Consider the following 18,750-nt stretch of genomic DNA (forward strand, 5'->3'; position numbering starts at 1 on the left):
AAACAATAGATGTCTAGATCTTGCTAATAACTGCTTCACAGTATCTCCGTTGGATAACACCTCAGGTTCATAGTGTTCACCTTGTTCTCTAGCATCCTTTATGTTTTGACTTTCATTATCAAGCACTTCCCAACGATATTGGATTCGAAGTTCCTGGACAGCATCGAATGCTAACTTTTGAACATGAAACCGAGCAATTACTCTCCTGGCGTTTCTAAAACATCTTGTGATGGCTTTAGCCATATTGGGGGCCATATCCATTGTCACCTCCTTTACTTTGTTTCTAGCTCGGATTGGAATTCGTTCTAGAACACGAATGATGTCTTCGTATTTTGTTCCTTTGATAACGGCTAGAATGGTTCCTTTTCTACCTTTGCCTTATTTACTACTGACAATGGTATAAAGCTCGCCATTGCTAAAGCTTGTTTCATCAATACTTAAGTGCTCAGTTATATTATCTGGATATAATATCCAATTTTCGGCATGGGGTTTTTAATCCCAATCATGAAAATCACTTAGGTGATTCTTGTATTGATCCTGCAGTTGTTTGCCATCCATCTGAAAGAATAAACCCTCCAGATGAGCACTTACAGGATGATTATCCAAATATCTTCTTTAAAAAAAGCCCGAATTCTGTAGTCAGTCGAGCACCCTCACGTACTAGGTTCCAATCTTTTGTAACAATCTGTCCGGTATCTAAAACCGTCCAACGACGACGCCTTATGTGAAGCGTAACTTTCTGTCCTCGAATCGGAAAGTCTGAAATTTCGGTGGAAGGCATAAACCCAATGAATTCAACCTTTCTATTTTCATAACCAGATGGAGAGATATTGAGTTCATCTAAATAAATATGCAGTTGATTGTCAACCTGATTTACTACTAAAATCTCAAAGTATTCTAAAAGCCCTTCGGGCATCAATAAGGATAGTAATTTACGTTCGGCGTCTTGCACGGGATTTTGGCTTTAAAGATGCTAAACCAGGAAATTTTTACTATTTCACCCCCTCAAGAATTCTGCTTGATTCAAAATAACATTCTAATTTTTAATTCATCCTAACGGTCTAAAGGTCCTGATTAAGTTAACAATCAAAAGGCTATAGAGGGTCATTTTATAAAAATGTTTTGAAACATATACCCAATTGTCCTTCCGCAAAGTCTCTTCAAAATAAAATCGCTATTAAAATTGGAAAAAATACGACAACGCTCTCGCTAATTTAAAAGGTGAGTTTCTTGCATATCAAAGGAGATTAATGCTTCTTTGGGACATCATACTTATGATATCTACCCAAAAATCTAATTTTATGAAAATCAAAGAAGCATATCAAAATTGCAGGATTGTCTGTATTTCCTTTTGTTTCATTTTCTTTGTTCAGTTGGCGGCTGTGGCCCAAGACTTTACAGGGAAAGTTGTTGATAAAACGGATGGAACGCCACTTGCGGACGTAACGATTCGCGATAATCAAAACGTTACTAAATCGCAAACAGATGGAACTTTCCGAATCAATGCCAAGCTAGGGGCGAAGCTTGAATTTTCCTTGTTAGGCTATCAAAAGCTCGTTTTTCAGCTCAATAATCGCAATAACCTAACCATTGAGCTGGAGCGTTCGGAAGATGTGCTGGAAGAAGTGGTGGTGACGGCCTTAGGGATTAAGCGGGAAACCAAAGGCTTAAGCTACGCGACCCAGCAAGTATCTGCCGAGGCTGTTAGTGGCATTAAAGATAATAGCGGAAACTTCGTGAGCGCCTTAACAGGTAAAGTGGCCGGTGCTGTCGTTTCTACCACCTCTGGCGGGCCGGGTTCCTCGGCGCGTATCGTGCTACGGGGTAATAAATCGATTACTGGAAATAATAATGCCTTGATGGTAATTGACGGGATTGTGTTTGATAATACCTCGGTTACTCAATCGGCCGGACCGTATTCCAACGTATACTCGAGTAGTGATGGTGGCGCGAACATCAATCCGGAGGATATCGAGAGCATCAACGTCTTAAAGGGGCCATCAGCTGCCGCTTTATATGGTAGCCGTGCTGTAAACGGTGCGATTATTATTACCACCAAGCAAGGTGCTGCCGGACGTTGGAAGCTGGATGTAAACAGTACGCATAGCTTTGAAAATGTATCCTATATTCCAGGCTTACAAAATACCTATGGCCGTGGCAATGGCGGCGCTTTAGGCGCTAATGCCACAGATAGCTGGGGGGCACCTTCTACCACCTATGCCGATAATGTGAAAAACTTCTTTAACACCGGCTACAGCAATAGCAATTCGATCAGTGCATCTGGTGGTAGCGAGAAGGTACAATCGTATTTTTCCGTGGCCAATGGCCGTATTGATGGCGTAATTCCGGAAAATTACCTGAATCGGAATAACGTAGACTTAAGAATAAATACGGAACTGGTAAAAGGGCTGAAAACAGATTTGAAATTAAGCTACATAAACCAGGATATTCATAATAAGCAACGCCTTTCTGCCAACGGAATCATGGCGCAGATTTTAACCATGCCGCGTGATATGGACGATGCGGAATTGAAAGATTATGAAACAATAAATCCGTCAACCGGTTTGCCGGAAAGTAAATTCTGGAGTACCAACGTGAATAATGATAACCCTTATTGGAGCATTTATAGAAACTCGGTTAACGAAAAAAGAGATCGGATCGTGGCGATGGGCTCTGTTTCCTATCAATTTACACCTTGGTTAAACTTTATGACGCGCATGAGCATGGATCGTTTCTATGAAAAAACAGACGGTTCCTTCTATAACAGCACCAAAGCAAATGGGAACGTGTTGCCCGGCGGACAGTACTATTTGACCAAATCGGAATACAGCAACCGTAATATTGACTTCTTATTTACTGGAGCAACCAAAGTGGTTGATGAGCAATTCCAACTTAACTACGTGTTGGGATCTAGCTTACTGACCAGACAGTACAATACCGGAACCAGTATGGCCAATGGTCTGACGGTGCCTAACAATTTCTCCTTGGCTTTTGCCAGCACTCCTACTTTTCAAGGGATTTCTGCTTATAAAAGACATTTAAACTCGGTGTATGGAAGCTTGAACTTGGCTATGTGGGAAAGCTTATACCTCGACTTTACAGCGCGTAACGACTGGTCGTCTACCCTTCCTGCGCCGCACAGTTATTTCTACCCATCGGTTGGTTTGTCTTTCGTGATGAATAAATGGTTAAGCCTGCCATCATGGATTGATTTAGCGAAAGTGCGCGGTTCCTATACCATGGTGGGTAATGATGCCGAACCAAACTTATTAAATCAAACTTATACCTATACGGCGGCTTCCGGGAAAGGATTTATTACCAGAAACCCAACGAAAAGCATTCAGGATTTAAAGCCTGAGAAAACAACGTCTTACGAAGGTGGGTTCGACTTTCAATTCTTCGGCAATCGTTTAGGGGTGAACGGAACCTTGTATAAGAGTAATTCCATTAACCAATTGATTTTCTTGGCCGCGACGACTTCAACGGGTTTCGACTCGCAATATATTAATGCAGGAGATGTGGAGAACAAGGGCTTTGAATTGCAATTAACGGGTAAGCCTATCCGCAATGAAAACTTTACCTGGGAATCGACCCTAAACTTCGCGAGAAATACGACGAAAATAAACGAGTTAACCAATCAAATTTCTTCAGTAAATGTAAGTGCAAGCATTGCCTATGCTACCGTGGTTATTTCTAAAGGTGGTGGTTATGGCGATTTATATGGTGCGAAATGGAAAGTGGACCCTAACTCGGGCAAGTATGTGGTTAATAACTTGGGGATGCCGGTGGTGGAAACCGGAAAGCCTGTAGGAAACTATAACCCTTCCGCAACGCTGGGCTGGAGTAATAATTTCAAATACAAAAACTGGGGATTCCATATCAATGTGGACGGTAGAATTGGTGGAGAAATGGTATCCGGAACTGCCGCATTAATGGCCGATTATGGGGTTGGTGAATTTACGACTGCACATCGAGATGGCAATTGGGTAATTGATGCGGTCGATCAAAATGGCGCCGCCAATACTAAAGCAATTAACGCAGAAGGATTCTGGACAACCGTAGGTGCCGGTGGTATTTACCCGTATACGGAGTTCTTTACGTTCGATATGACCAACTTCCGCATTCGTAATTTAGGTTTATCCTACAGCTTACCGAACAGCTTGTTGCCTTTTGTAAAATCAGCCCAACTATCGGCCTCCATGAATAACGTGTTATTCCTATACAAAGGCAAGTCGATTTTGGATATCCCAGGAATCGGGAAGTTAAAGAATCCGGTTGATCCTGAGGCGTCCATTGGTTCGGGGAACTTCCAAGGAGTGGAAGCCGCCGTATTGCCCCTGTCAAGAACCTTTACCATGGGTGTAAAATTATCTTTCTAATCCATTTCTCTAATTATTATTTCTATATGAAAAGGCTAATCAATACCACAAAATATATCGCTGTCTCGCTGGCATTACTGTCTGCAACCGGCTGTACCAAAGATTTTATTGCTGATAATAACGATGTGAATGCCATAACGAGTATCAGCAGTGCGGAATATCCCTATTTGTTCAATAAGGCATTATCATCCGCGTTCGTCAATGGTTCATACTATGAAACTACGCAGAATTATTTTGCAGATATCTATGCGCAATATTATGCTAAAAGTGTTTCTACGGAACGCTATACGCTAAATTCTGAATACGCCAGACGGATGTATCTGGTTGCCTATGTGCACGTGGGCGCTCAGTTGAAGACCATTCTCGACGGTGCCGATCCGGCATCGGGAGAGCATGCCCTAGCCAACATTATGTGGGTTTATTCTTTCGGTCGCTTAACTGATGTGATGGGTCCGATTCCGTATGCCGAGGCCTTGATGGTCGATGGCAGTCAAGGTGTTAAATACAGCGATATGCCGGAAATTTACGCCGACTTTTTTGCTCGCATAACGAAGTCGGTTGAAACCTTGAAAAAGTTAAATGCTTCCACAAGCTTATTTGCCGGGCAGGAAAACCTATACAGTGGCAATGTGGGGAAATGGATAAAATTTGCCAACACCCTGAAACTGCGCCTAGCCATGCGTATCTCTAAAAAGGATGCAACGACAGCGAAGAAAATGGCGGAAGAGGCTTATGCAGCGGGTCTATTGGAAGCCAATGCGGATAATGCTTCGGTGTTACGTTCCTTAGTAGGCAATGATTTTAATGGCTTGGCCAATATTGCGGGCTGGTATGCGGGTTCGATGAGTGCAACCATGAAGTCTTACCTTTCGGGGTACCAAGACCCTAGATTGGCGATCTTTTTTCAAAAAAATGTAACCACAAAAGAGTTTAGCTCCAGAAGAAACGGGATGCCGGCTACCGACATTAACGTGATGGTAAATAATGTGTCGGTCAATTCCAATGCATTGCAATCTAACGTAGGCCCTTATTGGATCAATTATAATGCAAATGGGACCTATACGCAAAACCTTACCAATAGACAGCATGTTCTCTGTGCTGCGGAAGCTTATTTCCTGCGCGCCGAAGCTGCCTTAAATGGTTGGAATGTGGGTGGAACAGCAAAAGCGCTGTATGAAGAAGGGATAAAACAAAGCCTTAGCCAATGGGGTGTAACCGATGCAGCAGCCATTCAGGCTTATGTAAATTCAGCAAACCTGCCTGCTGCTCCGGCCGACTATTATAAGTCGCCGGCGGTATCCAATACGCCAATTCAATGGGCTGGCGCGGAAGCCATGCAGCGTAAACAAATAGGTACGCAAAAATGGTTGGCTATTTTCCCGGATGGATGGGAAGCCTGGGCCGAGTTCCGAAGAACTGGATACCCAGATATGTATAACTTAATTACATCGGAAAATGCTGACCTGCCTGTAGGTACGTTCATCAAACGCCTGACCTATCCGGAAGCGGAATATAATAGCAATGCCGAAGGGGTGAAAACTGGGGTAGCCTTGTTAGGGGGCCAGGATAAAGCATCCGTACGCTTATGGTGGGATGTGGATTAGAGGAAAGATCTTTCGGTTAAAATAGATTTAAACGTCCTGGAAGGAACTGCAGTAGGGTTCCTTTCCAGGGTTTTTTGTTGAATGTTTTATATGATGGCCTGTTTGTATTTCAAATGATAGGCTTTCGCTGTGATGCCTGTTACTAATTTAAATTGGCGATTGAAATGTGAGATATTATTATAGCCTACCTGATAACATATTTCAGTAATCGTCAGATCATTTTTGACCAGTAATTTGCAGGCATTTAAAATTCGAACTTCATTTAAAAATTCTGTGAACGTTTTTTGAGTCTGCGATTTAAAATAGCGACAAAAAGAGGAAGTGGTCAGGCTACATAATTGCGCCACCTCATCTAAACTGATTTCACGAGCGTAATTCAGCATGATAAAATTCATCACACGATTCAGTCGCTCCGTGTCACTGGTGTTTACCTCGTTTAAATACCCTAAACCAGATAATAATTCATAGTCTGTAGCCTCTGCAATAGCCTGAAGGGTTTTTAAGAATAAAGTAATTCGGTCGATTCCTTTGTTATTCACTACATCCTTGATTAGACGAGCAATGTTTTTCTGATCTTCTCCTTTGATTAAGACTCCTTGCTGTCCTCGCTGAAACAAGCGCTTAATACTGACAAATTCAGGAAGGTTGAAAAAGTCCAAGCCAAAAACATCGTCCTTAAAGTGGATGACATAAACGTCTACAAATAGATCCTTATTTTCTTGGTAAAAATCATTGTCATTCTTCCAAACATGTGGGAGATTCGAGCTGATAAACATTAAATCGCCATCTTGAAAATTACCGATATGATTTCCCATAAATCGGATACCATAGCTTTTCTCTAAGAAAATAATCTCATGTTCTGGATGGTAATGCCAAGGGTAATCCATAAAAGGAGTTACTTCTCTTTTAACGGTAATTGAAGATTCTATTTGGATAGGAATCTTTTCCAGGTGGGGTTGAAGGCTGTTGATTTGCATAGGTTATAAACTATTCTTAATAGCCATATTAAGGTAGCATTTTTATCACAATTTTCCCAAAAATGGCAATTCGTATGATAAAATAGTGTCTTAAGTGGAAAATTTAGTCGTTTTTAATCCTTCCTATTCGGGATACTTTTGATTTAGTAAATGATTAGCAGCAGTTTTTAATGGACAAAAAAAGGCTGTATAACCCAAATTATGCTGTCCTAAATCAAACATTTATTAAATAACTAACCAATTAAGATAATGAGAAATTATGTTTTATTATCAAAGGGTATTCCCAGAAAAATTCATCGCAATTTAATCCTCCTGGGTTTTATTCCAACAGTAATGATGATGGGGATATTGCCCGAAAAAGTAGAGGCTCATCCCTTAGCAAAAATCGACTTTGCGATGCAAGCGGCGATTCGGGGACGAGTGACGGATGCGAATGGCTTGCCGCTGGATGGAGTTACCGTGGAGGTCAAAGGATCCCAAGTAAAAACAAGTACCAATAAACGGGGTGAATTTTCCATTCCCGCAAGAATTGGGCAGACCCTTCTTTTTCACCATGTGGGGCATATGACCCAGGAATTACTCATTTCCTCCGATCAAGATGTACAATTGAAACTTGATTTTCAAACAAATCCGCTGGAAGATGTGGTTGTTGTGGGCTATGGCACCAGCAAAAAAGTAAACTTAACCGGTGCTGTATCGACCATTTCTCAAGAGGCTTTTGAAAATAAATCGATGTCTACCCCATTGGCAGCTATGCAGGGGGCTATTCCAGGAGTTGGTATTACGCGTACCAATGGTAAACCCGGTGGAGAAAACTATGCTGTGCAGATTCGAGGGGCTTCTTCTATCAATAATGTGGGTGTATTGGTAATGATTGATGGTGTGCGCGGGTCATTTTCAGAGTTAAACCCCAATGATATTGAAAGTATTTCTGTCTTAAAAGACGCCGCGGCAGCGGCAATTTATGGATCCAATGCGGCAGGTGGGGTGATGTTAGTGACTACCAAAAAAGGGAAAAAAGATAAAGTAGAGGTTAGTTATTCCGGAAACTATGGGGTGACCCAGGCCTCCAGAATGCCTACGAGGATGAAGAGCTGGGACGAGGCGAAATACTATGATATGTCGGTATTCAATAGTACAGGGTCTATTTACTGGGGAGAAATAAAGTATGCCTGGATGCGTGGCGAAAAACTCGATGTCATAGATACTATTGGAATTAGAACCGGTGCACGCCCTTCTGATTTTTATCCTGGGGAGCACTTTATAATTGATCCAACACGCCCTAACGTATGGGTTTCCTATAGTGATGTAGATCAAATTGCTGTGGCATTGAAAAAAGTTAATCCAATACAAACGCATAATGTAGCGGTGCGTGGTGGAAATGATAAAACTTCTTACTACATGTCTGCAGGCTATTACAATAGAAAGGGGATTTTAAGGTATGGGCCGGACTCCGAAGAACGCTATAATTTAAGATTGAATTTATCCAATCAGTTGTCTAAGAAAGTTTCGTTAAACTCGACCTTGTCCTATACCGATGCCGATGTTTATCAACCCGTGCGAGGAGTAGATGAGGTTATTTTATTGGCCTATAAATTTTGGGGATGGGAAGAACCGTACCGGCCTGATGGTTCCTACCATGCTTCCAATGGAATTTGGCCAAGTATTATCGAGGTTGAAAAAGATGAAGGGAAAAGCACGCGTAGGCTATATACATTCGAAGGAAGTTCTAATCTAAAAATCAAAGATCTGCTTCCGGGCCTAAACGTTGATGTCATTGGCTCAAAACGCCTAGGTTTTAGTAAAGGGAATAGTTTTCAAAAAACACTGACGTATATAGGTGCTGAAGGTAAACCAATTATTTTCAACCCAACGAATAGTATGAATAAATATGTAAATGCGAATACATTTACTTCCTTACAAGCATTTGCAACCTATAATCTAAAGGTACAGCAAGATCATGAATTCGGCTTATTAGGGGGCTACTCTTTTGAAGACTTTCGCTATGATAATATTGCTGCAGGAATCAAAAGCTTAGTGACCAATGAAATGTTTAGTTTGAACTGGGGCGATCCACAATCTGCTACCGTATCCGATGGCATAACAACGGCTGCTGCCATGGGGTTTTTTGGTCGCTTTAATTACAACTATAAGGATAAATACCTGTTTGAATCAAACTTGCGCTACGATGGTAGCTCACGCTTGGCACCCGAAAATAGATGGCAGCTTTTCCCTTCCTTATCAGCGGGCTGGGTGATTAGTAATGAAGACTTTTTCCCCAAAAATAACCTCGTAAATAATGTAAAGGTTCGCGGATCTTGGGGCCAGTTGGGGAATTCAGATGCTTTGGGTTATTATGATTATATAGGCATGCTCTATGCCGCGAATAATATCCCGTTCAATAATGCACGTAATACGCGGATCTACCAATCGCAATTGGCTTCCCCAAATAAAACTTGGGAAACGATAGAAACGGCAAATATTGGTTTAGATACATGGATGTTTGATAATCGATTGAATTTATCCGCTGATTTTTATGTGAAGAAGAATAAGGATATGCTCGCCAATATGGAAGTGCAATCTATTATAGGTGTGGGCTTGCCAACCTTTAATATTGGTGAACTTAAGACAACTGGTTGGGAAATGAATATAGGTTGGAAAGACATGTCTAAGCCCTTTAAATACTGGGTTTCTGCCCTCATATCCGATAATACCAATAAGCTTACCAAATATAAAGGACGGAATATTGTAGGGTTAGGCCGGGTAGGATTGATTGAAGGATTACCGTTAAACACCATTTGGGGATACAAAACCGATGGGCTTTTCCAAAGCGATCAGGAATACAAAGATTATGGAGTTGTGATAAATCCAAAGACAGGTCAGGGTGATATGAAATATTTAGACCTGGATGGGGATAAGAAAATTAGCATGGGCGATGGAACACTCGCGAATCCTGGTGATTTAGTGCGCATGGGAGACACAAACCCTAGATATATGTTCGGTTTAAATTTAGGTTTTGAATATAAGGGTTTTAGTTTCTCCACTTTCCTACAAGGTGTGGCCCAACGTAAAATGTTGTTGAATACCGTTGATTTTCAACCTATGTTTTCTGAAGTACGGATGCCTTATAAAGAACAGTTAGATTATTGGACTCCGGAGAACCCCAATGCATTCTGGCCTAGACCTTATTTAAATAGTACGCATAGTTATTTGGCATCTGATTATTGGCTGCAGAACGCAGCATACCTGCGTGTGAAAAACGTAGAATTAGGTTATACGCTGCCAAGCTCATTGATGAAGAAAACAGCACTAAATAAAGTTCGGGTGTTTGTTTCGGGGCAGGATGTCTTTGAATTTACGAAAGTATTCTCGTTTATCGATCCTGAATTCCCAGACAATGCTGGCGTGACCTATCCTTTTTTCAGAACCTTTCAGGCAGGCTTAAACATCACCTTTTAATTATGAAAATTGTTATGAAAAGTATAAAACAAATAATCGCAATAAGTTTTGTTGGTCTTGTATTGAGTTCTTGTGATTTAAGCTTGGATCGGATACCAGAAACGAATCTGTCAGATGCCAATTTCTGGGCAACGGAAGATAATTTTAGAATGGCCTGTAACCAATTTCCATCCCTTATTACGGCGGAAAGTATCGTGTATGATGATTTGCGATCAGACTTTGCAACAGGGACAGGATTAAACAGCATAAGTGATGGAAGCCGGATGACTCCGGCGACTTCGGGAGATTGGAATGGTCCTTATCAGCTTATTTTTGGCACGAATAAAGTCATCGAGAAAGCTGAAGGAAAGCAAATTACGAATATCAATCGATGGGTCGGGGAAGCAAAGTTTTGGCGCGCTTTTGCCTATTTTCTATTGGTTAAGAAATTTGGTGATGTGCCTTTAGTGCTGCGCGTATTGAATGTTACTGATCCAGAGTTTACCGATGGGAGAAAAAGTCGCGATGTTGTATTACAACAAATCTATGATGATCTTGATTTTGCCATCAGCAATCTGCCAACACAACAAGTGTTGGGGCAGGCTGGATACGGACGTATTTCAAAAAGTGCTGCTTTAGCCTTCAAGTCGAGAGTAGCTCTATATTTTGGTACTCATATGAAATATCATAAATGGGGAGATGCTGCCAAGCATTTGCAATTGGCCATTACAACGTCAGAATTGACGATGAATGAAGGCCACTCGTTGTATACAGCTAAGCCTTATTATAATCTGTTTCAGTTAGATGGAGAAGGATTTGGAAATAAGGAGAATATTTTAGCCATTATTTTTGGACAAAGTTTAACGAACAGCATTCGTAGCCATAACATTGGAAGAGAAATGGAAAATGGCTATTTATCCATTACAAGAGCCATGGTTGAAGAGTTTTTGTGTGCCGACGGTCTTCCTTTTAAACAATCGCCATTGGCAGAATGGCCTGAAAAGGATCCCTCCTCTGTATTTAAGAATAAGGATCCACGCATGAAAGCAACCATTTATACGGAAGGTGAGGTTTTCGGCAGTCCGGTCGTTTATAAATGGAATTTGCCAGCCATAAGAACACGTTTTTCACCCAAGAAATACTGTATAGTAGCTGATTGGGATAGTAGGCAATCTTTTGTTGATGTTGCAATGATACGATATGCTGAAGTTTTGCTAAATTATGCCGAAGCTAAATATGAAAAAGATAATGCAATATCAGATGCTGACCTAAACAAGTCTATCAATTTATTGCGTGCAAGAGTAGGCATGCCTAACCTAACGAATCAATTTGTAATTGCCAATGGCTTAAACATGCAAACGGAAATTCGACGTGAACGAAATGTCGAGCTGGCACAAGAAGGATTTCGCTATGATGATATCATCCGTTGGAAAATTGCGGAACAAGTATTACCAAAGCGAATGCTTGGCGCTACTTTCTTTGCTAATGTGTATACGGGCTCTGTTCGCGTTTCTTCCGATGGTTATATCCTAATACAGGATGAGTCATCCAGAAAGTTTGATCCGGCAAGAGACTATTTGTACCCAGTGCCGGTGCGTGAGATTTCGTTAAGCGATGGATCGATTAAGCAGAACCCAAAATGGTAGGGTAAAGCCATGCTATAGCTAGTAAATAACGAATTATTAAACTGAAAAGAACATGAGAATATTTTTGATGATGCTGTATTTGTGCTGTGGATTAATGGAGGAAGTACATGCCAGTGATTTCTACATCGGGCGGTCTTCGAAAGAAATTACACCGCAAACGCCTATTGCCTTAATGGGGCAGTTCCCTATCCGTATTTCGACACAAGTAGAAACTCCTTTGTATGTAAATATATTAGCCTTGGAAAGTCGTGAAGGGTCTCATTCAAAAGAATCATCTGTTCTAGTTTCTTGCGATCTCCTTTATATACCCAATAATTTACGAAGCGCTGTTCGTAGGGAAGTTCAAAAGTTGGTTCCTTCATTAGATACGGCGAAAGTTATATTAAATGCCACGCATATTCATACTGGGCCGGTTTTGGAGGAAGTTGCAGAGCAATATGCGTTTGGTTATGCTATTCCTAAAGAGGGCGTCGTTCAGGTACAAGAGTATGTCACCTTTCTAGTTGGGCAAATCTGTAAAGGAATTCAAGAGGCGTGGAGTAATAGAACGGTAGGTGAATTAGCATGGGGTGTAGAGCGAGCTGCAATTGGCTATAATCGACGATCACTTTATAATAACGGAACTTCCGTATTATATGGCAAAACAGATCGTCCCGACTTTAAAGGTCTTGAAGGCGGAGAGGATCATGATGTACAGAGTGTTTTTTTCTGGGATAAAGCAAATAAATTGATTGCCATCGCAATTGAAGTTCCTTGTCCGGCGCAAGAAGTTGAGTCCCGTGTTGCCGTAAATGCTGATTATTGGGATCCATTACGAAAACTATTAAAAAGACAGTACGGTGAGGATGTAGCTATCGTTGCCCTTATTGGGGCATCCGGCGATTTGTCACCGCATCGGATGTACCGCAAGGCAGCCATAGAGCGAATGAATAAACTAAAGAACTTAACGGCTTTGGAGAACATTGCTAGACAAGTATACCATGCCGTTGAAGAAACCTATAAAGCTGTTCAATATGATCGTGAACAATCACCGATTTTTATGCACAAGTATGAAGTGATTCCATTGCCAATGCGACAAATTAGCAAAGCAGAATATGTGGAAGCTAGCAAGCAATATCAACACACAATAGACCTAATGGCCAAAGATCCGAAAGCAAAGGATGATTATATGGCAAAATCGAATTGGCACAAAGGATTGATGAAGCGATATGAACGCTTGCAGAAAAATCCGAATAGTAAGTTGGATTCCGAAATTCATGTTATTCGCCTCGGAGATATCGCAATTTGTACGAATCAGTTTGAGCTCTTCACCGACTATAGCATTCAAATACAAGCTAAAAGCAAAGCTTTGCAAACACTAGTGGTACAACTTGCCGGTGCTGGCACCTACTTACCTACGCAGAAGGCAATTTATGGGGGTGGCTATAGTGCTGTTGGTGAAAGTGATATTGTCGGTGCCGCTGGTGGGGAGGCCTTGGTAAAACGAACCGTTGAACTTATTAATAGCTGCTGGCCAACTGAATAATTATTCATAAAACTGTTTATTATGAAGAAATTGAGTTTAAGTTTTATTTTCTTATGGATTGCTGTTGTTGCCATTTCCCAAGAAAAGGGAGAGTTATTTGCGGGTTGGTCTAGTAAAAGTATTACACCTGAGAAACCGACAGCCTTAGCAGGACAATTCGAAACAAGAATAAGTAGGAAGGCCCTTGATCCTGTTACTTGTACGGCATTGGCACTAGAAACCCGTAGTAAAGGGAGACTTGTGGAGGCCTCGCTTCTTATATCTATTGACTTGGTTGATTTGCGTCATAATTTTGATCAACAAATTAAAGCAGCAATTGCTAAAAAACTGCCAAACTTTGATACCAATAAAATCCTCATCAATGTGACGCACACCCATACCGGACCATCAACCGTTCTTCAGAATTTCAATATTCCGAAAGAGGCTATACAACCTGATGAATACCGTGAATTTGCAGCTGAACGAATCGCTGAAGCAGCAATGGAGGCCTGGAACAATAGAAAGCCAGGTGGTATTAGCTGGGGATTAGGACAGGCGGTAGTAGGCTATAATAGGAGAGTTGTATATACTGAACCTATTTCTAGTGTCTTTGGGGCTGGCCATACAGTAATGTATGGAAATGCAAATAATCCTTCCTTTTCCCATATAGAAGGAACGGAGGATCATGCTGTGGAATTATTGTTCCTTTGGGATAGTAAGAAGCAACTGACCGGGATATTGGTCAATATTGCATGTCCGGCTCAAGAAACAGAAAGCTTAAGCGAAGTGTCGGCAGACTTTTGGCATGAAGCCCGTGAGCAATTAGCAAAAAAGTTTGGCCAACATGTGTTTATTCTTCCGCAATTAGCTGCTGCAGGTGATATTTCTCCCCATTTAATCTGGCGAAAAAAAGCAGAAGAAGCTATGCTTAAGCGGAAAGGTCTGACTAGACGGCAAGAATTGGGGCGCAGGATTTCGCAGGCAATTCTCGAAGTATATCCTTATGTGCAGCAGGATATTCAACAGGAGATTGTCTTACGATATACTTATAAAGATATTAAATTACCAGTTCGTCGGGTAACAAAATCAGAAGCTTTACAAGCGGAAAAGTTAGCTAAAGATGATCCTTCTAAAGCCTTTTGGCATCACGAAATCATTGCCCGCTATAATAATCAGGAAGAAGAGCCGCAGTTTCCTACGCGGATAAATGTGCTTCGAATAGGGGATGTTGTGATGGCTTCAAATCCTTTTGAGTTGTTTTTAGATTATGGAGTTCAGATTAAAGCCCGTAGTCAATCGCTGTTGACCATGCTGGTGCAATTAGCCAGCGGCGGGACCCCTACTTATTTGCCGACGGCTAGAGCTGAGGCAGGAAAAGGTTATTCAGCAATTGTGCAAAGTAATTTGGTGGGCCATGAAGGAGGCCAGCAATTGGTGGAAGAAACCCTAGACCTGATAAACCAAGTATTGGAAACCCCTTAAAGGTGGGATTGATTTAAATTATTAACCTATATACGTATTTTTTTACATGATGAAAAGAAACATTGTATTTGCAGTAAGCATTATTTTTATGATTTCCTTAGGTAGCAATTTGTGCTTTGCGCAAAACTATCCCTACAAAAATCCTAAGCTACCAACGGAAGAACGTTTACAGGATTTATTGAGCCGAATGTCTATTGAAGAGAAGGTTGCTCAAATGATTAAGGTTAGTCTACAGGACTTGTCGCATGATGCGAAGGGTAAAATTACCCAAGAGTCAATGCAGAAGCTTTTTAAAGCGGAAGGCATTGGTTGTATCGATCCGCCAGTTACCGATGGAAGAACCGGTAAACCCATAGATGTAAAAGGTCTTGCAGAGTATTCTGAAGCTGCTGACCAATACCTTCGAAAGCATACTCGCTGGGGAATTCCGGCTATTCAAGTAGATTTAGGCGGGATTCATGGTCAACTAGCTTATGATGCTACTATTTTCCCGCAATCTATAGGTCAGGGCAGTACCTGGAATACAAGCTTGATCTATAGAATGGCTGAATTGATGGCAAAAGAGGCTGTTTTAACAGGCTGTGACCAATTCTTTGCTCCATTATTTGATATCGTTCGAGATCCCCGATACGGTCGTGTTGAAGAAGCCTTTGGTGAAGATCCTTATTTAGTTGCTGAAATCGGAAAAGCTTTTGTGCATGGTCTTCAAGGTGACCCTAAGTTAACCAAAGATGCTTTGCCGAAGGATAAACTCATTGCGACAGCAAAACACTTTGTAGCGTATAGTGTGCCCACAGCGGGAATCAATATCGCTCCAGTAGAGATTGGACCTCGGGACTTCCGAAGTATTCACTTATATCCATTTGAAAAGGCAGTAAGAGAGTCGAATGTATATTCCATTATGCCGGCTTATAATGAGGTTAATGGTATTCCGGTGCATGGCAACAAAGAGTTATTACGTGACATCTTAAGAGATGAATATGGATTTACAGGCTATGTTTTTGCAGATTACGGTGGTGTTTATATGTTAGAAACGAAGCACCATGTAACAGCAAATAAAGCAGAAACCGCTCTATTAGCCCTGCAAAGCGGAGTCGATCAAGAAGGACATGATTATTCTTATTCGCAATTAATAGCTATTGCTAAAAAGGACCAAGAAGTAGAGCGTTTGGTGAATGAGGCGGCAGGTAATATCTTACGGGTGAAGTTTAAAGCAGGCATGTTTGATAATCCTTATAAAGCGCCGAAGAATATTGCATCGATGGTGAATACGGCAATTTCCAAGCAATTAAGTCAGGAAGTTGCGGAAGAATCCATCATCCTATTAAAAAATCAAAACAAGCTATTGCCTCTAAATCGCAAGACTTTAAAATCCATTGCTGTAATAGGCCCCAATGCAGATCAAGTTCAATATGGTGATTATAGCATAACAAAGGATAATGTTACAGGGGTCACCATTTTACAAGGGATCAAAAATTTAGTTGGCAATTCCGTGAAAGTGAATTATGCGAAAGGATGTGGAATTACCAGTCTGGACAAAAGTGGATTCGAAGATGCTATCGCTGCGGCTAACCAGAGTGAAGTAGTTGTTTTGGTAATTGGCGGAAGTAGTATGTCATTAGCTGGAACAGGTTGGGGAGAAGCAACAAAGGATGTTGATGAACCAACTGCAGGTGAAGGATTTGACCGATCAGAATTAGATCCTCCGGGGGTGCAGGCCGAACTTATTCAAGCACTGTACAAAACGGGAAAACCTATTGTTTTGGTGACTGTACATGGAAGACCCTACAGTATTCCATGGGAGAAGGAAAACCTTCCTGCAATTTTAGAAGCTTGGTACCCTGGTTCGCAAGGTGGGCATGCCTTGGCTAGGATTCTATTTGGCGATGTAAATCCTTCAGGAAAGTTAACTATGACTGTACCGCAGTCTGTGGGCCATATTCCTGTGTTTTACAACCATAAACCTTCAGCTAAAGGACATTATAAAAAACGAGGAACTCCTGAAAAGCCTGGTAGAGATTATGTCTTCTCCTCTCCTGATCCTTTATTCCCATTTGGATTTGGATTAAGCTATACTCAGTTTGAGTATTCGGACTTAAAAATTGAACAGAACAATCTGAATGCTAATGACAGCATTCGGTTATCCTTGAAAGTAAAGAATGTGGGTCAAGTGGCAGGAAAGGAAGTTGTTCAGGTGTATGTGAATGATAAAGTTAGCTCTGTAACTACGCCAATAATGGAGCTCAAAAGCTTTGATAAGGTATTCATTCAACCAGGAGAAACAATGCTGGTTAATTTTAGTATACCTTGTCGAGAGTTAGGTCTTTGGAATAGAGATATGAAATACGTGGTAGAACCTGGGGAGTTTGATATTATGGTGGGCGGGTCTTCTGATGATATAAAACTGACCGGGTTAATTAATATTCGATAAAAAATAAATAAACGGCATGAAAGTTCTCAAATTCCTTCCCATTTATTTGATATTCCTCGTTATGGGGATGGTAGACGCGGTTGGGCCAATGGTAAGTTTGGCCAAAGAGTCATTTCTCTTATCGATAACGGTTGCTACGGCCTTACCATTTATTGGTTATTTATTATTTGGCCTCTTCTCTATCCCGGTAGGTGTCTTGCAGAATAAAAAGGGGAAGGTATTTGTGATCAACTTAGGTTTAGGTATTATGCTTCTCGGATTATTCTTGCCCATTGTTTTTGGAATGTATGGGAAGTTAGCTGTTGATAGTTCTTCGTTAAATCAATTTTACAAAATACTCTTGTCAACATTATTTATGGGGGCAGGCGGAGCTATTTTGCAAGTGGCAGGGAATCCTTTTGTACGCGATATCTCAGGTCGGGGAGAGTATTCAAGCAATCTTTCTTTGGCACAATCCTTCATTACCATTGGTTCATCCTTAGGCTTTTTAGTGCCCACTTTTATGTTTAACATTTTTAAGTTAGACTGGACCTCGTTATTTCCAATATACAGCGCGATTGCTATTCTTGCATTTTTTATGTTCAATACAAGTCGATTTGCCAACAAGAAATCGCAGATCATTGTCGAGCAGGCAAGTTTGAAAAGCTGCATTCAACTGCTAACCAATAGATATGTGGTATTCATGATGTTTGGCATATTTATTTACTGTGGACTAGAGATTGCAATCGCTTCTCATACACCCATTTTATTAAACAGTTTATTTCAGATTTCGCTTTCCGAAATGGGCCTTTTGGTCAGCTGGTCGCTTTTTTATTTGCCTATTTTCTTTGGACGTTTCTTAGGTTCCTATTTGTTGAAGTTTTTAAAACCAGCCAATATGCTGATGTATTCTGTAGTTGTTGCAATTGTTGGTATTGTAATTATTCTTACCTCTCAACATATGTGGTTCACTTTAACTGGTGTCCTGATTTGTGGCCTTGGTTTCTCAAACATCTTTCCACTAATCTTTTCTATAACTATTGATAGCATGCCTGAAAAGGAAAATCAGTTATCCGGATTAATGGTGACGATGATTGCTGGTGGAGCTTTTCTGCCGATGCTTATGGGGGTATTAGCTGATAAGATTGGAATTCAACAAGCTTTTATTATTCCGCTGTTAAGTGTGGGCTATTTGCTGTTTCTTGCTTTGCTGAATATGAGGAGAAAATACGTAAAGCAAGCTAAGCCAGAATTAAAGGAAAAAGTGCATGAAGCTATCTAGTTTGCCTTGTATTTTCATAAATGCTATT

The 18,750-nt window shown here is 41.0% G+C and carries 11 protein-coding genes; 8 read left to right on the plus strand and 3 right to left on the minus strand.

Going from position 1 to position 18,750, the window contains the following annotated elements; translation table 11 throughout:
- The coding region (locus tag GQF63_RS19810) for a transposase (RefSeq protein ID WP_343031051.1) at window positions 1–357 on the minus strand (357 nt) is incomplete at its 3' end.
- 241 nt (window positions 358–598) lie between these two features.
- Window positions 599–952 carry an ISAon1 family transposase N-terminal region protein gene (locus GQF63_RS17805; protein ID WP_160370601.1) on the minus strand — a complete coding sequence of 118 codons (354 nt, stop codon included), beginning with the start codon at window positions 950–952 and terminating at the stop codon, window positions 599–601.
- Window positions 953–1,301: 349 nt separating this feature from the next.
- Here GQF63_RS17805 and GQF63_RS17810 point away from each other — a divergent pair, with 349 nt between their 5' ends.
- Complete coding sequence (locus tag GQF63_RS17810; RefSeq protein WP_160370602.1) at window positions 1,302–4,379, plus strand: SusC/RagA family TonB-linked outer membrane protein; 3,078 nt, start codon at window positions 1,302–1,304, stop codon at window positions 4,377–4,379.
- A gap of 26 nt (window positions 4,380–4,405) precedes the next feature.
- A complete protein-coding gene (locus tag GQF63_RS17815; protein WP_160370603.1) occupies window positions 4,406–5,983 on the plus strand; it encodes a SusD/RagB family nutrient-binding outer membrane lipoprotein in 1,578 nt (525 codons plus the stop codon).
- Between the two features lie 86 nt (window positions 5,984–6,069).
- On the opposite strand, the gene GQF63_RS17820 is transcribed toward GQF63_RS17815, so the two are convergent.
- Window positions 6,070–6,960, minus strand: a complete 891-nt coding sequence (locus tag GQF63_RS17820; protein ID WP_160370604.1) for an AraC family transcriptional regulator — start codon at window positions 6,958–6,960, stop codon at window positions 6,070–6,072.
- 249 nt (window positions 6,961–7,209) lie between these two features.
- Between GQF63_RS17820 and GQF63_RS17825 the strand changes: the two genes are divergently transcribed.
- The 6 genes from GQF63_RS17825 to GQF63_RS17850 are packed head-to-tail and all read left to right on the plus strand — an operon-like array spanning window position 7,210 to window position 18,722.
- Window positions 7,210–10,419 carry a SusC/RagA family TonB-linked outer membrane protein gene (locus GQF63_RS17825; RefSeq protein WP_160370605.1) on the plus strand — a complete coding sequence of 1,070 codons (3,210 nt, stop codon included), beginning with the start codon at window positions 7,210–7,212 and terminating at the stop codon, window positions 10,417–10,419.
- A gap of 14 nt (window positions 10,420–10,433) precedes the next feature.
- Entirely contained in the window at window positions 10,434–12,044 is a 1,611-nt protein-coding gene (locus GQF63_RS17830; protein ID WP_160370606.1) for a RagB/SusD family nutrient uptake outer membrane protein, read from the plus strand.
- Window positions 12,045–12,096: 52 nt separating this feature from the next.
- Complete coding sequence (locus GQF63_RS17835) at window positions 12,097–13,569, plus strand: hypothetical protein (protein ID WP_160370607.1); 1,473 nt, start codon at window positions 12,097–12,099, stop codon at window positions 13,567–13,569.
- Window positions 13,570–13,590: 21 nt separating this feature from the next.
- Window positions 13,591–15,030, plus strand: coding sequence for a hypothetical protein (locus GQF63_RS17840; protein WP_160370608.1), 1,440 nt, complete (start codon window positions 13,591–13,593; stop codon window positions 15,028–15,030).
- Window positions 15,031–15,076: 46 nt separating this feature from the next.
- Complete coding sequence (locus GQF63_RS17845; RefSeq protein ID WP_160370609.1) at window positions 15,077–17,461, plus strand: glycoside hydrolase family 3 C-terminal domain-containing protein; 2,385 nt, start codon at window positions 15,077–15,079, stop codon at window positions 17,459–17,461.
- A gap of 16 nt (window positions 17,462–17,477) precedes the next feature.
- Entirely contained in the window at window positions 17,478–18,722 is a 1,245-nt protein-coding gene (locus tag GQF63_RS17850) for an MFS transporter (RefSeq protein WP_160370610.1), read from the plus strand.
- Window positions 18,723–18,750 lie beyond the last annotated feature (28 nt).

Source organism: Sphingobacterium humi, assembly GCF_009768885.1.
Taxonomy (GTDB): domain Bacteria; phylum Bacteroidota; class Bacteroidia; order Sphingobacteriales; family Sphingobacteriaceae; genus Sphingobacterium; species Sphingobacterium humi.

Bases quoted from the DNA above. Each gene is read 5' to 3' on its own strand.
- GQF63_RS17820 (WP_160370604.1), bottom strand. From the start codon at position 6,960: ATGCAAATCAACAGCCTTCAACCCCACCTGGAAAAGATTCCTATCCAA.
- GQF63_RS17830 (WP_160370606.1), top strand. From the start codon at position 10,434: ATGAAAAGTATAAAACAAATAATCGCAATAAGTTTTGTTGGTCTTGTA.
- GQF63_RS17825 (WP_160370605.1), top strand. From the start codon at position 7,210: ATGAGAAATTATGTTTTATTATCAAAGGGTATTCCCAGAAAAATTCAT.
- GQF63_RS17810 (WP_160370602.1), top strand. From the start codon at position 1,302: ATGAAAATCAAAGAAGCATATCAAAATTGCAGGATTGTCTGTATTTCC.
- GQF63_RS17845 (WP_160370609.1), top strand. From the start codon at position 15,077: ATGATGAAAAGAAACATTGTATTTGCAGTAAGCATTATTTTTATGATT.
- GQF63_RS17835 (WP_160370607.1), top strand. From the start codon at position 12,097: ATGAGAATATTTTTGATGATGCTGTATTTGTGCTGTGGATTAATGGAG.
- GQF63_RS17850 (WP_160370610.1), top strand. From the start codon at position 17,478: ATGAAAGTTCTCAAATTCCTTCCCATTTATTTGATATTCCTCGTTATG.
- GQF63_RS17840 (WP_160370608.1), top strand. From the start codon at position 13,591: ATGAAGAAATTGAGTTTAAGTTTTATTTTCTTATGGATTGCTGTTGTT.
- GQF63_RS17815 (WP_160370603.1), top strand. From the start codon at position 4,406: ATGAAAAGGCTAATCAATACCACAAAATATATCGCTGTCTCGCTGGCA.